Origin of the sequence: Caballeronia concitans, assembly GCF_001544615.1 — a bacterium.
GTDB classification, from domain to species: Bacteria; Pseudomonadota; Gammaproteobacteria; order Burkholderiales; family Burkholderiaceae; genus Caballeronia; species Caballeronia concitans.
Genome location: NZ_FCNV02000009.1, coordinates 224,734 through 239,496, shown reverse-complemented (window position 1 = coordinate 239,496; position 14,763 = coordinate 224,734). Strand labels below are relative to the sequence as shown.

The following is a 14,763-nucleotide window of genomic DNA, read 5'->3' as shown; positions in this document are numbered from 1 at the left end:
GACCGTGAAACGACTCCACGCCGATGATAGTGCGGATTGCCCGTGTGAAAGTAGGTAATCGTCAGGCTCCTCATGCATTAAACAAAAACCCCACCCCGCAAAGGTGGGGTTTTTGCGTTTGGGCGGGCGAAATCAGTGCATGCAATGCGGGAGTGCTGGATGCAAACCCGCTAATCGCCACGTGCAGCCCGAATATCAGCGGGCCAAGAATCGTTCAGCCATTCGCACCCAGTACGACGAACCCACTGACAACAGCGCGTCGTTGAAGTCGTAACTAGCGTTGTGGAGCGTGCACGGACCTGTGCCGTGTCCGTGGTCCCGATGCCCGCCGTCGCCGTTCCCGAGAAACGCATAACAACCTGCCTTCTCCAGCAGCATGAACGAGAAGTCCTCCGCGCCCATCGTCGGTTCGACAGAGGTGTTCACCTTATCAGCGCCCACCACTTCCGCCATCACCTGCGCGGCGAACTTCGTCTGTTCGGCGTCGTTAATGGTCGGTGGGTAATTGCGATGGAAGTACACGTCCGCTTCGCAGTCGTAGGCAGACGCCGTTGCTCCGACTATTTTCCGCATCCTCGCTTCGATCAGATCCAGCGTTTCCACCGTGAACGTGCGCACCGTCCCGCCGAGCCACGCCTGGTCGGGTACGACGTTCGCCGCGTCTCCCGCGTGGATCTGCGTGATCGACAGCACCGCCGTATCGAGCGGCTTCTTGTTGCGCGTGATGATGCTCTGCAACGCATTGGCGACCTGCACGGCCGTGAACACCGGATCGCGACCGTTATGCGGGAGCGCCGCGTGCGAACCGGTCCCGCGAATGGTGATTCGAAACTCGTTGCTCGACGCCATGATCGGGCCTTCCGTCACGCCGAAATGACCCGCCGGTATGCCCGGCCAGTTATGGATACCGAACACCGCATCGACGGGAAAGCGGGAAAAGAGTCCATTGTCGATCATCGCTTTGGCGCCCGCGCCGCCTTCCTCCGCCGGCTGGAAGATGAACACGACGGTCCCATCGAACTTTCCATGTTCCGCCAGATACTTGGCCGCGCCGAGCAGCATCGCGGTGTGGCCGTCGTGACCGCATGCGTGCATACGGCCGGCGTGCGTCGATTTATGGTCGAACGTGTTGAGTTCCTGTATCGGCAGCGCGTCCATGTCGGCGCGCAGTCCTATGGACGCGCTGCTCGACCCGCGCTTCAGTACGCCGACGACGCCAGTCTTGCCGATACCGCGATGAACCGTAATGCCCCACCGCTCCAGATTTTCCGCCACCAGTTTTGCAGTACCGACCTCTTCGTAACGCAACTCGGGATGAGCATGGATCGTTCGTCGGAGGGCCTTGATTTCGTCGTGTGATGCTTCGATTTCCGGGATCAGACTCATTTGAAATGCTCTCTCGTTTCGAATTCGGATCGCGCGTATCGACGCGGATTAATCATTCTACGCCGCCACTATTTGGCGGATCGGACGGTCGGGCGCATAACCGGCGTAATAGAATTCCGTCATCTGCCGCCTTTTTCTCGATTGACCGGACTTTTCGATGAACGCTCCCGCCGAGTTTGCAAGAGCCGTATGCCCGCACGACTGCCCCGACACCTGCGCGATGCGCGTCACCGTGCAAGACGGCAAGGCGATAAAAGTCAGCGGTGATCCGGACCACGCGCCGACGCAGGGCGTGCTGTGCACGAAGGTCACGCGATACGCCGAGCGCACGCATCACAAGGACCGTCTTCTGACGCCGTTGCGACGCGTCGGACCGAAGGGAGCGGGGCGTTTCGAGCCGATCGGCTGGGACGAAGCGCTGCGCATCGCGGCGGAACGGCTGCAGCCGATCGCGCGCCGCGCGCCAGAAGCCATTCTCCCGTACAGCTACGCGGGCACGATGGGCCTCGTTCAGGGCGAAAGCATCGCCGCCCGTTTCTTCAACGTGCTCGGCGCGTCACGACTCGATCGCACGATTTGCGCCGCCGCGGGCGCGGCCGGACTGCGCTATACCTACGGCGCGAGCCTCGGCATGCACGTCGATTTCTTCGAGGAAAGCGAGCTGATCCTGATTTGGGGCGCGAATCCGATTGCGTCGAGCCTGCACTTCTGGACGCGCGCGCAGGAAGCGAAGCGGCGCGGCGCGAAGCTGATCGCGATCGATCCGTACAAGTCGCTGACCGCGGAAAAGTGCCATCAACATATTGCGCTGCGGCCGGGTACCGATGCCGCGCTCGCGCTCGGCATGATGCACGTGCTGATTCGCGAAGGGCTCGTCGATCAGGATTACGTCGACAACCACACGCTCGGCTTCGACGATCTCGCGGCGCGCGCCGCGCAGTATCCGCCGTCGCGTGTCGCGGGCATTTGCGGAATCGATGAGCAAACGGTCGTCGACCTTGCGCGAGCTTTCGGCTCGACGAAGAAGGCCGCGATCCGCCTCAACTACGGCATGCAGCGTGTGCGTGGCGGCGGCAACGCGGTGCGAGCGGTCGCTTGCCTTCCGTCGCTGACGGGCGCGTGGCGTGAGCGCTCGGGCGGCTTGCTGTTGTCGTCGTCGGGCTGGGCGCCGATCGACGGCCCGGCGCTCGAACGTCCCGACTTGCTGCCCGGCTGGCCGAATAAGCTGCCACGCATCATCAATATGAACGCGATCGGCGATGCGCTGCTGCATCCCGGCGACGAAACCTTCGGCCCGAAAGTCGAGGCGCTGATTGTCTACAACTCGAATCCAGTCGCGGTCGCGCCGGATTCCGCGAAGGTCGCGGCGGGCTTCGCGCGCGAAGACCTGTTCACGATTGTTCTCGAACACTTCCAGACAGATACCGCCGACTATGCGGATCTGATTTTCCCCGCGACAACACAGCTCGAACACCTCGACGTACACAAGTCGTACGGTCACACACACGTGATGGCGAATCTGCCCGCCATTGCGCCCGTCGGCGAATCGCGCCCGAACACGGAATTCTTCCGGGGTCTGGCACGCGCGATGGGCGTCACCGAACCGGCGCTATTCGAAACTGACGAGCAGATCGCGTCGAAGGCTTTCCGCTGGAATCATCCGACGCTGAAAGATCAGAACTGGGATGCGCTGAAAGCGTCGGGCTGGATCAAGCTCGATCTTCCCGATGCGCCTTTTGCAAACGGCGGCTTCCGCACGCCGTCCGGGAAATGTGAGTTTTTCAGTCAGCGCCTGAAGGACGAAGGCCACGATCCGTTGCCGGATTACCTCCCGCCGTACGAGTCTTCGGAAAACGCGCCGGAGCTGGCCGCCCGCTATCCGCTCGCGATGATCTCGCCGCCCGCGCGCAATTTCCTGAACAGCAGCTTCGTGAACGTCGAGAGTCTGCGAGCCACCGAGCGCGAACCGCACCTCGATATTCATCCGCGTGACGCTGAAGCGCGCGGCATCGCGGACGGCATGCCGGTACGCATCTTCAACGATCGCGGCTCGATGCAGGCGCGCGCACGCGTGACGGAACGCGCGCGCGAAGGCGTCGTCGTCGGCTTGTCGATCTGGTGGAAAAAGTTGTCCCCCGATGGCTGCAACGCCAATCAAGTAACGAGCCAGGCATTGACCGATCTGGGGGGATCGGCAACGTTCTACGATTGCCTGGTTGAAGTGGAGTCATCGCATTGAGAAGTTTGGAGAAGCTGGGTTCGCGCGAGCCTGGAGTGGGGCGTCTAACCGGATTGTCGGAAGCGAGGCGAGCGGCTAGCATCTCGTTTTCGCACGACCATTCGAAAATTAAATAAGGAGACGCCGGATGGAAAAACTCTGGCTGAAATCGTATCCGGCCGGCGTACCTGCGGAGATCGACGCGTCGGCGTACCAGTCGGTGTCGCAGTTGCTCGAGGACAGTTTTCGCAAGAACCGCGACCGTCGCGCGTTCGTGTGCATGGGGCAGGCGATCACGTATCGCGAGCTCGACGACATGTCGAAGAAGCTCGCTGCATGGTTCCAGAAGAAAGGGCTGAAGCCGGGCGCGCGCGTCGCGCTGATGATGCCGAACGTCTTGCAGTATCCGGTGGCGATCGCCGCCGTGCTGCGCGCCGGGTACATCGTCGTCAATGTGAATCCGCTCTACACGCCGCGCGAACTGGAGCATCAGCTGCGTGATAGCGGCGCGCAAGCCATCGTCATTCTGGAAAATTTCGCGGTGACGCTGCAGGCGGTGATCGCGAACACGGCGATCAAGCATGTGGTCGTCGCGTCGATGGGCGATCTCATGGGCCTCAAAGGGCTCGTGGTCAATTTCGTCGTGCGCCGCGTGAAGAAGATGGTGCCGCAGTGGACGGTGCCGGGCAGCATTCGTTTCAACGATGCGCTCGCCGAAGGCGGCCGGCACGCGTTCGAAGCCGTCGCGCAGACGCCGGACGACGTCGCGTTCCTCCAGTACACGGGCGGCACGACCGGCGTGGCGAAGGGCGCGACGCTCACGCACCGGAACCTGATCGCGAACGTGCTGCAATCCGAGGTGTGGCTCGAGCCGGCGCAAAAGCAGCGGCCGGACATCGATCAGTTCGTGTGCGTGGTGGCTTTGCCGCTGTATCACATTTTCGCGTTGACCGTGTGCGGCATGCTCACGATCCGTACCGGCGGTCTCGGCGTGCTGATCCCGAATCCGCGCGATATCGCCGGCATGATCAAGGAGCTGAAGGGCGTCCAGATCAACACGTTCCCGGCGGTCAACACGCTTTACAACGCGTTGCTGAATCATCCGGATTTCGGCAAGCTCGACTTCTCGAAGCTGATCGCGGCGAACGGCGGTGGCATGGCCGTGCAAGAGGCCGTCGCGAAGCGCTGGTTCAAGATGACCGGCGTGCCGATCGTCGAAGGCTACGGGTTGTCGGAGACATCGCCGTGCGTGACCTGCAATCCGGTGACGGCGACCGAGTACACCGGCACGATCGGCTTGCCGCTGCCATCGACGGAAATCTCCATTCGCGACGATGACAACAACGAGTTGCCGCTCGGCCAGGCGGGCGAAATCTGCATCCGCGGACCGCAGGTGATGGCGGGCTACTGGAATCGCCCGGACGAAACGGCCAAGGTCATGACGCCCGACGGCTTCTTCCGCTCCGGCGACGTCGGCGTGTTCGACGAGCGCGGCTACGTGAAGATCGTCGATCGCAAGAAGGACATGATTCTCGTGTCGGGCTTCAACGTGTATCCGAACGAGATCGAAGACGTGGTCGCGATGCTGCCCGGCGTGTTCGAAGTCGCGGCAGTCGGCGTGAAGGACAAGAATTCGGGCGAAGCGGTGAAGCTCTTCATCGTGCGCAAGGACGAGAACCTGACCGAAGCCGACGTGATGGCCTATTGCCGCGAGCGGCTCACGGGCTACAAGCGGCCGCGCATCATCGAGTTTCGAAGCGATCTGCCGAAGAGCAATGTCGGCAAGATTCTGCGAAGGGAATTGCGCGACGGCACGGTCTGAGCGTGAATCGAGAGGTGAAGGCCGCCGCGTCGCGAGACTCGGCGGTTTTTTTACGCCGCGTGCCCGAAGAAGGCGGCAAGAAAAAAAGGCGCCCGAAGGCGCCTTTAATGGATACCGCTTCTTTACGACTTATTAGAACTTGTGGCGGATGCCGACGATGGCAGCAACCTGGTTCGACGTCGACGACGGCGACAGGCCGTTGATGTTCGCAACCGCGGTGTGGTTCGTCGAATCGGTGCCGCTGGCGTGTTGATAGATGCCATCGACATACACGTCCGTGCGCTTCGACAGGAAGTAGTCCGCGCCGAGCACGCCTTGGTGGTACTTTGCGTTGCCCAGGCCGTAGCCCTTCGTGTAGTCGTAAGCCGCGCCAACCAGCAGCGCCGGGGTCAGCTGATACTTGAAGTTGATTTCGGCGTTGTGGAACTTGCCCGTGCCGCCCGTGAAGCCACCCGCCGGCGTCAGGCCCGTGCCCGGCTCCGAACCGAGATCCTTGTATTGCGTGTTGCTATACGTTGCGCCGACGGTCGCTGCGCCGAACGTGTACGCGCCGCCAGCCGAGATCACTTGCATCGTCTTCGCCGAAGCGTAGCCGTTGATCACGCGACTCGCGCCGAAGTTCGACGTCGTCGTGCCAGCGGTCGTCGCCGTGCGCGAGTTCGCGTTGTTGCCGAAGAACGAGTAGTTCGGGTCCTTGACGTTCAAGTAGCCCGCGCCCAATTGCAGCGGACCTTGCGAGTAGCCGAGGCCGACCGACCAGATCTGGTTGCGGTTGAACTGGCCAGCGTTGCCGCCGAGGCTGTACAGACCGCCGAACGTGAAGCCTGCATAGTTCGCGCTCGTGTACTTGATCGCGTTGTTCACGCGATTCGAGTTGTTCATGTTGTCCAGGTCGCCCGGGTGCGCGCCGTAGAACGTGCCCCACTGGCTGCCGACTTCGAACGCGCCGGTGTAGTCAACCACGGAGTCGTACTGGCGACCCAGCGTGACCGTGCCGAACTGAGCCGACGACAGACCGACATAAGCCTGACGGCCGAAGAAATCGCCGCCTTGGCCGAGCTGACCGGTGTACGGGTTGAAGCCGTTTTCCAGCACGAACACTGCCTTCAGGCCACCACCGAGGTCTTCAGCACCCCGCAGGCCCCAGCGGCTGCCCTGCAAGTTGCCGGCGCTGGTGAAGTAGTTGTGCTGACCGCCCGTGTTGTTCGTGTATGCGAAGCCTGCGTCGATGATGCCGTACAGCGTCACGCTGCTCTGCGCATGTGCGGCGCCAGCGAAGACGCCCAATGCTGCCAGAGCGAGAAGCGACTTTTTCATTGAATAGATCTCCAAGGAGTGTTCTTGCGACTTGTTTTTGGCAAGGTCACTGTTCTAGCGCCAGTGTGTTGACGGTCCCTGCCGGACACTTCGTATACGAAGGTGACACGTAATGTAACAAACACGTCCAGATGCACAAAAGGAAAACGGGGTGGCGTCCGCGCTTCGTGTGACGTTTACGCAACATGCGCTAAAATCTTGGTTTTTCAGCATTTTCGCGAGTCGCGTTTGCCCTAATTACAAAAAACGGCACCCGCGGGCGCGCACTTTCGCATCGTCGTTCGCGGAGAATGCGGCTTGCTGAACACGTCGCACGGCGCGTTGCGGAAACATGAACACGAAGAAAGAGGTGAGGACATGACGCTCGATGAAGTCATTAGCGAGTTCGATCGAGGCTTGCGTTCCATGGTCGGCGTGAGCCGCATGTCGCGGCCTATTCCCGAGTCGAATCCGACGGGTCTCGCGGATGGCGGCTTACTCGCCGAAGAGCCGCAGCTCACGGAAAAGGAAAAGGCGCATTCGGCGGGTTTGATGCGCGTGAATCATGTCGGCGAAGTGTGCGCGCAGGCGCTTTATCAGGCGCAAAAGCTGGCCACGGATTCGCCGGTGCTGAAGGCGAGCTTCGAACAGGCGGCTCGCGAAGAGGAAGACCACCTTGCATGGACCGCCCAGCGCCTGAAGGACCTGGATTCGCGCCCGAGCCTGCTGAATCCGCTCTGGTATGCGGGCGCGCTGGCGATCGGTTTCGTCGCGGGCCGCTTCGGCGATCGCGCGAGCCTCGGCTTCATGGCCGAAACCGAGCGTCAGGTCGAGCAGCATCTGGACGGTCACATGCGCACGTTGCCGGCAACGGACTACGCATCGCGCGCGATCGTCGAGCAAATGCGCAACGATGAAAGCGCGCACGCCGCGGCGGCGATCGGCGCGGGCGGCAGCGAAATGCCGTTTCCGGTGCGGGCGCTGATGCGCGCGGCATCGAAAGTCATGACACGCACGGCCTATTACATTTGATCCGGCGTCCGATTTCGATGGCCATGCATCTTTGCGCGACAGGCCATCGAAAGGAAACGCGGCCGTCCCACCTTGCGGCAAAAACGGCGCGCAGAAACCGTTACATTTCACGTCTCTTTCCCGCCGAATTCATGCTTTACCTTCACTTATGGCACTAGCCCTCTAATTCCAAACGCTTTTCTTCTCCATCGCTCCTTCAGGATTTAACGCTAAGTCCTTGTTCTAGCGAGCAAAAGCCGCCCTTAAAAAAATACCCGCGTCTTGACCCAGGAAATGCGTTCCTCTAAAGTGGGAGACAGTGTCAGAAAGTGGTTGTTTGTGTGATTCGACACCCACTTTTCGGCAATTTCAGGGCAGCAGTGACGTCATCGTGGGCGTCGTCGGCTTTGCATCGGATCGGCTCATGGGGCAATGAGGCGGTCGACAACGGGGAGAAGGGCGAGTGTTCCAAGGGGCGTCGGCGCTGACGCTCGATGCGAAAGGGCGGATGTCGGTTCCGTCCCGCTATCGGGAAGCGCTGCAAGGGCAGGCACAAGGCCGGGTGACGCTCACGAAGAGCCCGGATGGATGCCTGTTGCTCTTTCCTCGTCCGGAGTGGGAAGTCTTTCGCGCCAAGGTCGCCGCGCTCCCAATGGAAGCGATGTGGTGGCGGCGCATCTTTCTCGGTAACGCAATGGATGTCGAACTCGACACGGCCGGGCGCGTGCTGGTTTCGCCCGAGCTTCGTGCGGCCGCGTCGCTCGAAAAAGAAGTGACGCTGCTCGGCATGGGCGCGCACTTCGAGTTATGGGATTCGCAGACGTACGCGGCGAAGGAAGCCGCGGCGATGGCGCAGGGCATGCCCGAAGCGCTAAAGAACTTCACTTTCTGACGCGGCGCTCAACGACATGGCACCTGCGATGGGAAATGAACTGCAGCATCGCACGGTGCTGCTGGATGAAGCGGTAGACGGGCTGATCACGCGCACGGACGGCATCTATATGGATGGCACGTTCGGGCGCGGCGGTCATAGCCGGGCGATTTTGCAGCGGCTGGGCGAAGCGGGGCGGCTCATTGCCTTCGACAAGGACCCGCTTGCAATCGCCACGGCGCAACAGATTCAGGATCCGCGTTTCTCGATCGTGCACGACAGCTTTGCGTCGATGCGCGATGCAGCGAGCGAACGCGGTGTGCAAAAGGTGTCGGGTGTGCTGCTGGACCTGGGTGTGTCGTCGCCGCAAGTGGACGACCCGGAGCGCGGTTTCAGTTTCCGCGCGGAAGGCCCGCTCGACATGAGGATGGACCCGACTCGCGGCGAGTCGGCGGCCGAGTGGCTCGCGCGGGCCACGGTGCAGGAATTGACGGAGGTGATCAGAGATTATGGGGAAGAACGGTTTGCTTTTCAGATTGCAAAGGCGCTTGTTGCTCGCCGGGCAGAGTCCGACCGTCTTGGGCCTCTCGTCAGCACGCGCGAGCTTGCCGAAATCGTGGGTCACGTCGTCAAGACCCGTGAAAAGGGCAAGGATCCGGCAACCCGCACCTTTCAGGCTATACGGATTCACATCAATCAAGAGCTTGCGGAGCTGCAGGTAGTTCTTGAATCGGCACTTTCGCTGTTGGAGCAAGGGGGGCGGCTGGTCGTGATCAGCTTTCATTCGCTCGAAGACCGGATCGTCAAGCGGTTCATGCAGGCGCAATCGAGCGCGCCGGCGGTGGACCGTCGTTTGCCGATCCGCGCGGTCGATCTGCCGAGTCCGCCTCTGCGGATCGTCGGCCGCGTGTTTCCGAGCGAGGCCGAAGTCGCCGCCAATCCGCGCGCCCGTTCCGCGGTCATGCGCATCGCGGAGCGCATCGCGCCATGAACCGTCTCAATATCTTCCTGTTGATGATCGTGCTCGGGTGCGCGCTGTCGGTCGTCAGCGCCACGAACAAGCAGCGGCAAGTGTTCATCGAGTTGCAGCGGGCGCAGTCGCAGGAGCGGCAGCTTCAGCAGGATTACGCACAGTTTCAGTATCAGCAGAGCGCGTTGTCGAAGACGTCGCGCATCGAGCAGTTGGCCACTAACTCACTGAAGATGCAGCCCGTGACGACCGGCCGCACGCAATACCTCACTTACGACCCGGCGACCGCCAAGGCCGCCGATGCGCCCATGCCGCCGCCGCTGCCCGCCTCGGCGCCGTCCGCTCGCGGAGCGAAACGATGAAGAAAGCCGCGAAGCAAAAGGACGTCGCCTACACGCCGAACCCGATCCTCGCCGTGCGCCTGCCTATGTGGCGCTCGAAGTTCGTCGTGTTCCTGCTTTTCATGGCATTCGTCGCGCTGGCCGCGCGCGCATTCTGGATTCAGGGCCCCGGCAACGCCTTCTTCAAGAAACAGGGCGAAAGCCGCTATCAACGTACGCTGGAAATGCCGGCCACGCGCGGCCAGATTCGCGACCGCAACGGTCTCGTGCTGGCCACGAGCCTGCCGGTCAAGGCCATCTGGGCGATTCCCGAAGCCGTGCCGAACGATCTCGGCGCGGACAAGCTCGCGGAACTGGCGAAACTGCTCGACATGACGCAGAAGGACCTGCGCGCGAAGCTCTCGATGGACAAGACCTTCGTCTACGTGAAGCGACAGGTGCCGCTCGAAGTCGCACAGAAAGTCGCGGCGCTCGACATCCCCGGCATTTATTCGCGCGGCGAATATAAGCGCTTCTATCCGGAAGGCGAAATCACCGCGCACCTGATCGGCTTTACTAATATTGAAGACAAGGGGCAGGAAGGCGTCGAACTGGGCGACCAGAACGTGCTCGCCGGCACGCCGGGCATGCGCCGCGTCATCAAGGACCGGATGGGCCATATCGTCGAGGATGTCGACGAACAGGTCGTGCCGCACAACGGCACGGACGTCGAACTCTCGATCGACAGCAAGATTCAGTACATCGCGTACACGAACCTGAAGGCGGCCGTCGAGAAGTCGAAGGCGAAGGCGGGCGCGGCGATCGTCATCGACACGAAGACGGGCGAAGTGCTCGCGCTCGTCAACTATCCCACCTACAACCCGAACGACCGCTCGCGCATGACGGGCGAGCAGTTGCGCAACCGCATTCTCACGGACACCTTCGAGCCGGGCTCGATCATGAAGCCGTTCACCGTTTCGCTCGCGCTCGATTTGCATCGCGTGACGCCGAACACGCTCGTCGAAACGGGCGGCGGCGTGTTCGTGCTGGACGGCGCGCGCATCACGGACGACGCCGGTTTCGGCACGCTCACCGTCGGCGGCGTGATTCAGAAGTCGAGCAATATCGGCGCGACCAAAATCGCGATGCAATTGCGTCCGGAAGAAATGTGGAACATGTACACGAGCATCGGGCTCGGGCAGGCGCCGAAGGTCGGTTTTCCGGGCGCGGTGACCGGACGCCTGCGACCGTGGAAAAGTTGGCGGCGCATCGAGCAGGCGACGATGTCGTACGGCTATGGCTTGTCGGCGTCGCTTTTCCAGCTCGCGCGCGCGTACACGGCGATCGCGCATGACGGCTCCGTTCTGCCGGTATCGATCTTCCGCACGCCGGGCGACCAGCCGCCGATGGGCCAGCAGGTGTTCTCGCCGACCACGGCACGCGAAGTGCGCGCGATGCTCGAAACCGTCGTGTCGAAGAACGGGACGTCGCCGGATGCGGCGGTGCCGGGCTATCGCGTCGGCGGCAAGTCGGGCACGGCGTACAAGCACGCGGGCCGCGGCTACGATCATTCGAAGTACCGCGCATCGTTCGTCGGCATGGCGCCGATGCCGAATCCGCGCATCGTGGTGGCCGTGTCGGTCGATGAACCGACGGCGGGCAGCCACTTCGGCGGACAGGTGTCGGGGCCGGTGTTCTCCGGCATCGTCGGCGATACCTTGCGCGCGCTGAACGTGCCGCCCGACATGCCGGTGAAGCAAATGGTGGTGTCGGACGAATCGAACCCGGCCGCGCAAACGCCTGCCCAACCGGCAAACGGGAACAACGCCAACAACGCGAATGCGGCGAAGAAGGTCGCCGTATCGAGCAATTCGGAGACACATCCGGGAGTCGTGCGATGAGCGCGGCCCGTCAAAGCAAGATGCAGAAGGACGTTTCGAACGCCGTCGAATGGCTGCGCGCGCACGCGCGGCCCGAGGCGCAGTTGCACGCCGACACGCGCTCGCTCAAAAGCGGCGACGTGTTTTTCGCCTATGCCGTCGATGGCGCGGACAATCGCGCCTATATCGACGCGGCGCTGAACGCGGGCGCGGCGGCGGCGCTCTATCAGCCTGAAAACTTCGCGGGCAAGCCGGACGCGTCGAAGACGCGCGCCGTGGCCGCGCTGAACGAACTCGCCGGTCCGATCGCGTCCGCGTGGTACGGCGAGCCGACCGCATCGATGCTGACCGTCGGCGTGACGGGAACGAACGGCAAGACGTCGTGCAGCCAGTGGATCGCCACGGCGCTGACCGCGCTGGGCCGCCCGTGCGCGATCGTCGGCACGCTCGGTATCGGCATGCCGGGCAAGCTCGTGCATAGCGGCTTCACCACGCCCGATGCGCCGCAGCTCCAGCGCAACCTCGCGCAGCTCAAGAGCCAGGGCGCGGAAGCGGTCGCGATGGAAGTGTCGTCGCATGCGCTGCATCAGGGGCGCGTGAACGGCACGGACTTCGACATCGCCATTTTCACGAATCTCACTCAGGACCATCTCGATTACCACGGCACCTTCGAGGCGTACGAAACCGCGAAGGCGCGCCTGTTCGCGTGGCCGTCGCTGAAGACGGCGATCGTCAATCGCGACGACGCGGCGGGCCAGCGTCTCATCGCATCGCTGCGCGGCAAGGTCCGCACGATTGCATACGGCGTCGAGATGCCCGCCGATGCCGCGCCGACGGCCGACGCCATGCTGCTCGCAACGCAAGTGCGCGCGACGGCCACCGGCACCGCGTTTCATCTTTCGTCGGATTGGGGCGAAGCCGAAGTCGAAGTCGGCACGCTCGGTACGTTCAACGTGAGCAACCTGCTCGCGGTGCTCGGCGTGCTGCTCGAAGTGGGCGTTCCGTTCGATGCCGCCATCGCGCGCATCGCGAAACTGGAATCGGTGAACGGACGCATGGAGCGTCTCGGCGGCCGGCTGCAAAGCGACGAGCCGCTCGTCGTGATCGACTACGCGCACACGCCCGACGCGCTCGACAAGACGCTCGCCGCGCTGCGCCCGATCGCGGAAGCGCGCGGCGGCGAGCTTGTCTGCATGTTCGGTTGCGGCGGCGATCGCGACGCGACCAAGCGTCCGCTGATGGGCGAGATCGCGGAGCGTCTCGCGGATCAGGTCGTCATCACGAGCGACAACCCGCGCAGCGAAGACCCGCTTGCGATCATCGACCAGATCGCTGCCGGAATGAAGGACGCCGCGAAGGCGCGCCGTATCGAGGACCGCGCGAGCGCCATCCTTCAGGCGGTGCGGTCGGCGGCGCGAGAGGATGTCGTCGTGCTGGCCGGTAAGGGGCACGAGGCCACGCAGGAAATCATGGGCAAGAAGCGCGCGTTCTCCGACCAGGATCACGCGCGCCTCGCGCTTGCAGCACGCGCCACGCAGCAGCGCGGAGGTACCGAATGACCATGTTCACGCTGCGCGAAGCCGCCGCGCTCATTCCGGGCGCGGTGGTCATCGGCGACGAAAGCATCGCGATCGCACGCGTCGTGACGGATAGCCGCGCCGTGCAGGCGGGCGATCTGTTCGTCGCGGTGAAGGGCGATCGTTTCGACGCGCATGATTTCCTCGACCAGGTTGCGAAGAGCGGCGCGGCTGCAGCGCTCGTTTCACGCGAGCTGCGCAATTCGGATGCCTGGCCGCTTCCTGTCGTCAAGGTAAAGGACACGCGCGCGGCGCTCGGTGCGCTGGCGCACGGCTGGCGCAAGCGCTACGCGATGCCGCTCGTCGCCGTCACGGGCAGCAACGGCAAGACCACGGTCAAGGAAATGATCGCGTCGATCTTCGCGGCATCGGTGGGTGAAGACGCGCGGCTCGCGACGGCGGGCAACTTCAACAACGACATTGGCCTGCCGCTCACGCTATTTCGACTGAACGGCGCGCACAAGCTGGCGGTCGTCGAACTCGGCATGAATCATCCCGGCGAAACCGACGTGCTCGGCAAGATCGCCGCGCCGACGGTCGCGGTCGTCAACAACGCGCAGCGCGAGCATCAGGAATTCATGGCGACGGTCGAAGCCGTGGCACTCGAACACGCGTCCGTCATTCATGCGCTCGGCGAAACCGGTACCGCCGTGTTCCCCGCCGACGATCACTACGCGAGCATCTGGCGCGTCGCCGCGACGGGCAATCCGGTCATGGATTTCGCGCTCACCGGCGATGAATCGAAGGCCGCCGTCACCGGCACGCTCGAAGGCACCACGGTGCACGTGCGCACGCCGCAAGGCGCGATCGATGTCGCGCTTTCCGCGCTCGGCGAACACAACGCGCGCAATGCGCTCGCGGCCACGGCTGCGGCGCTTGCGGCGGGCGTTTCGCTTGATGCCGTCAAGCGCGGGCTCGAAGCCTTCCAGCCGGTGAAGGGCCGCTTGCAGGTGAAGCGCGCGGTGGTGGGCGCGCTCGCGGGCGCGACGGTCATCGACGATACGTACAACTCCAATCCCGATTCCATGCGCGCGGCCATCGACGTGCTCGCGGCGCAAGCATCGCCGCGTGTGCTCGTGATGGGCGACATGGGCGAAGTCGGTGAAGAAGGACCGGCGTTTCATCGCGAAGTGGGCGCTTATGCAGCGGAACGCGGCATCGATGCGCTCTTCGCGCTCGGCGACGCCAGCCGCGATTCCGTGAACGCATTCAACGCAAAGGCATCGAAGCAGACCGGCGTGCATTTCAACGACGTCGCCGCTTTGATCGAAGCACTCGAACAAGCCGGGTTCGGACCCGGCGCAACGTATCTCGCGAAAGGCTCGCGCTTCATGAAGATGGAGCGCGTGGTGGACGCCCTGACGAGCCTCGCACAACCCGCCGCGGGCAGCACGCCCGCAGCACACTGACTC

The 14,763-nt window shown here is 63.1% G+C and carries 11 protein-coding genes; 9 read left to right on the top strand and 2 right to left on the bottom strand.

Annotated elements, in window-relative coordinates:
• Positions 1–195: 195 nt before the first annotated feature.
• The gene (locus tag AWB72_RS20385; RefSeq protein WP_040050488.1) at positions 196–1,386 is read right to left on the bottom strand and encodes a M20 aminoacylase family protein; all 1,191 of its coding nucleotides are present in this window, start codon (positions 1,384–1,386) and stop codon (positions 196–198) included.
• 157 nt (positions 1,387–1,543) lie between these two features.
• Here AWB72_RS20385 and AWB72_RS20380 point away from each other — a divergent pair, with 157 nt between their 5' ends.
• Both AWB72_RS20380 and AWB72_RS20375 read left to right on the top strand, forming a co-directional pair.
• Positions 1,544–3,625 (top strand): molybdopterin-containing oxidoreductase family protein, encoded by a 2,082-nt coding sequence (locus AWB72_RS20380; protein ID WP_040050489.1) that lies wholly within the window; start codon positions 1,544–1,546, stop codon positions 3,623–3,625.
• A 127-nt stretch (positions 3,626–3,752) separates the two neighbouring features.
• Positions 3,753–5,426: a long-chain fatty acid--CoA ligase gene (locus AWB72_RS20375; protein ID WP_040050490.1), complete on the top strand. Its 1,674-nt coding sequence runs from the start codon at positions 3,753–3,755 to the stop codon at positions 5,424–5,426.
• 132 nt (positions 5,427–5,558) lie between these two features.
• Here the strand turns inward: AWB72_RS20375 and AWB72_RS20370 are convergent, their stop codons facing one another.
• Positions 5,559–6,743, bottom strand: coding sequence for a porin (locus tag AWB72_RS20370; RefSeq protein WP_040050491.1), 1,185 nt, complete (start codon positions 6,741–6,743; stop codon positions 5,559–5,561).
• A gap of 357 nt (positions 6,744–7,100) precedes the next feature.
• Between AWB72_RS20370 and coq7 the strand changes: the two genes are divergently transcribed.
• The 7 genes from coq7 (at position 7,101) to AWB72_RS20335 (ending at position 14,760) form a co-directional block, all read left to right on the top strand.
• Complete coding sequence (gene coq7 / locus AWB72_RS20365; protein ID WP_040050530.1) at positions 7,101–7,754, top strand: 2-polyprenyl-3-methyl-6-methoxy-1,4-benzoquinone monooxygenase; 654 nt, start codon at positions 7,101–7,103, stop codon at positions 7,752–7,754.
• A gap of 442 nt (positions 7,755–8,196) precedes the next feature.
• Positions 8,197–8,625, top strand: a complete 429-nt coding sequence (gene mraZ, locus AWB72_RS20360; protein WP_087128632.1) for a division/cell wall cluster transcriptional repressor MraZ — start codon at positions 8,197–8,199, stop codon at positions 8,623–8,625.
• A 16-nt stretch (positions 8,626–8,641) separates the two neighbouring features.
• Positions 8,642–9,595 carry a 16S rRNA (cytosine(1402)-N(4))-methyltransferase RsmH gene (rsmH, locus tag AWB72_RS20355; RefSeq protein WP_040050493.1) on the top strand — a complete coding sequence of 318 codons (954 nt, stop codon included), beginning with the start codon at positions 8,642–8,644 and terminating at the stop codon, positions 9,593–9,595.
• Complete coding sequence (gene ftsL / locus AWB72_RS20350; protein ID WP_040050494.1) at positions 9,592–9,936, top strand: cell division protein FtsL; 345 nt, start codon at positions 9,592–9,594, stop codon at positions 9,934–9,936. The genes rsmH and ftsL overlap by 4 nt, the downstream gene beginning before the upstream one ends.
• On the top strand, positions 9,933–11,795 hold the full coding sequence (locus AWB72_RS20345) for a peptidoglycan D,D-transpeptidase FtsI family protein (protein WP_087128631.1): 1,863 nt from the start codon (positions 9,933–9,935) through the stop codon (positions 11,793–11,795). Before ftsL ends, AWB72_RS20345 begins: the two co-directional genes overlap by 4 nt.
• Positions 11,792–13,333, top strand: a complete 1,542-nt coding sequence (locus AWB72_RS20340) for a UDP-N-acetylmuramoyl-L-alanyl-D-glutamate--2,6-diaminopimelate ligase (protein WP_040050496.1) — start codon at positions 11,792–11,794, stop codon at positions 13,331–13,333. The genes AWB72_RS20345 and AWB72_RS20340 overlap by 4 nt, the downstream gene beginning before the upstream one ends.
• Positions 13,330–14,760 carry a UDP-N-acetylmuramoyl-tripeptide--D-alanyl-D-alanine ligase gene (locus tag AWB72_RS20335; RefSeq protein WP_040050497.1) on the top strand — a complete coding sequence of 477 codons (1,431 nt, stop codon included), beginning with the start codon at positions 13,330–13,332 and terminating at the stop codon, positions 14,758–14,760. The genes AWB72_RS20340 and AWB72_RS20335 overlap by 4 nt, the downstream gene beginning before the upstream one ends.
• The last annotated feature ends 3 nt before the right edge of the window (positions 14,761–14,763 follow it).

What these genes read in the sequence shown, in the direction of transcription:
- AWB72_RS20385 (WP_040050488.1), bottom strand. Translation starts at nt 1,386, where the DNA reads ATGAGTCTGATCCCGGAAATCGAAGCATCACACGACGAAATCAAGGCC.
- AWB72_RS20380 (WP_040050489.1), top strand. Translation starts at nt 1,544, where the DNA reads ATGAACGCTCCCGCCGAGTTTGCAAGAGCCGTATGCCCGCACGACTGC.
- AWB72_RS20375 (WP_040050490.1), top strand. Translation starts at nt 3,753, where the DNA reads ATGGAAAAACTCTGGCTGAAATCGTATCCGGCCGGCGTACCTGCGGAG.
- AWB72_RS20370 (WP_040050491.1), bottom strand. Translation starts at nt 6,743, where the DNA reads ATGAAAAAGTCGCTTCTCGCTCTGGCAGCATTGGGCGTCTTCGCTGGC.
- coq7 (WP_040050530.1), top strand. Translation starts at nt 7,101, where the DNA reads ATGACGCTCGATGAAGTCATTAGCGAGTTCGATCGAGGCTTGCGTTCC.
- rsmH (WP_040050493.1), top strand. Translation starts at nt 8,642, where the DNA reads ATGGCACCTGCGATGGGAAATGAACTGCAGCATCGCACGGTGCTGCTG.
- ftsL (WP_040050494.1), top strand. Translation starts at nt 9,592, where the DNA reads ATGAACCGTCTCAATATCTTCCTGTTGATGATCGTGCTCGGGTGCGCG.
- AWB72_RS20345 (WP_087128631.1), top strand. Translation starts at nt 9,933, where the DNA reads ATGAAGAAAGCCGCGAAGCAAAAGGACGTCGCCTACACGCCGAACCCG.
- AWB72_RS20340 (WP_040050496.1), top strand. Translation starts at nt 11,792, where the DNA reads ATGAGCGCGGCCCGTCAAAGCAAGATGCAGAAGGACGTTTCGAACGCC.
- AWB72_RS20335 (WP_040050497.1), top strand. Translation starts at nt 13,330, where the DNA reads ATGACCATGTTCACGCTGCGCGAAGCCGCCGCGCTCATTCCGGGCGCG.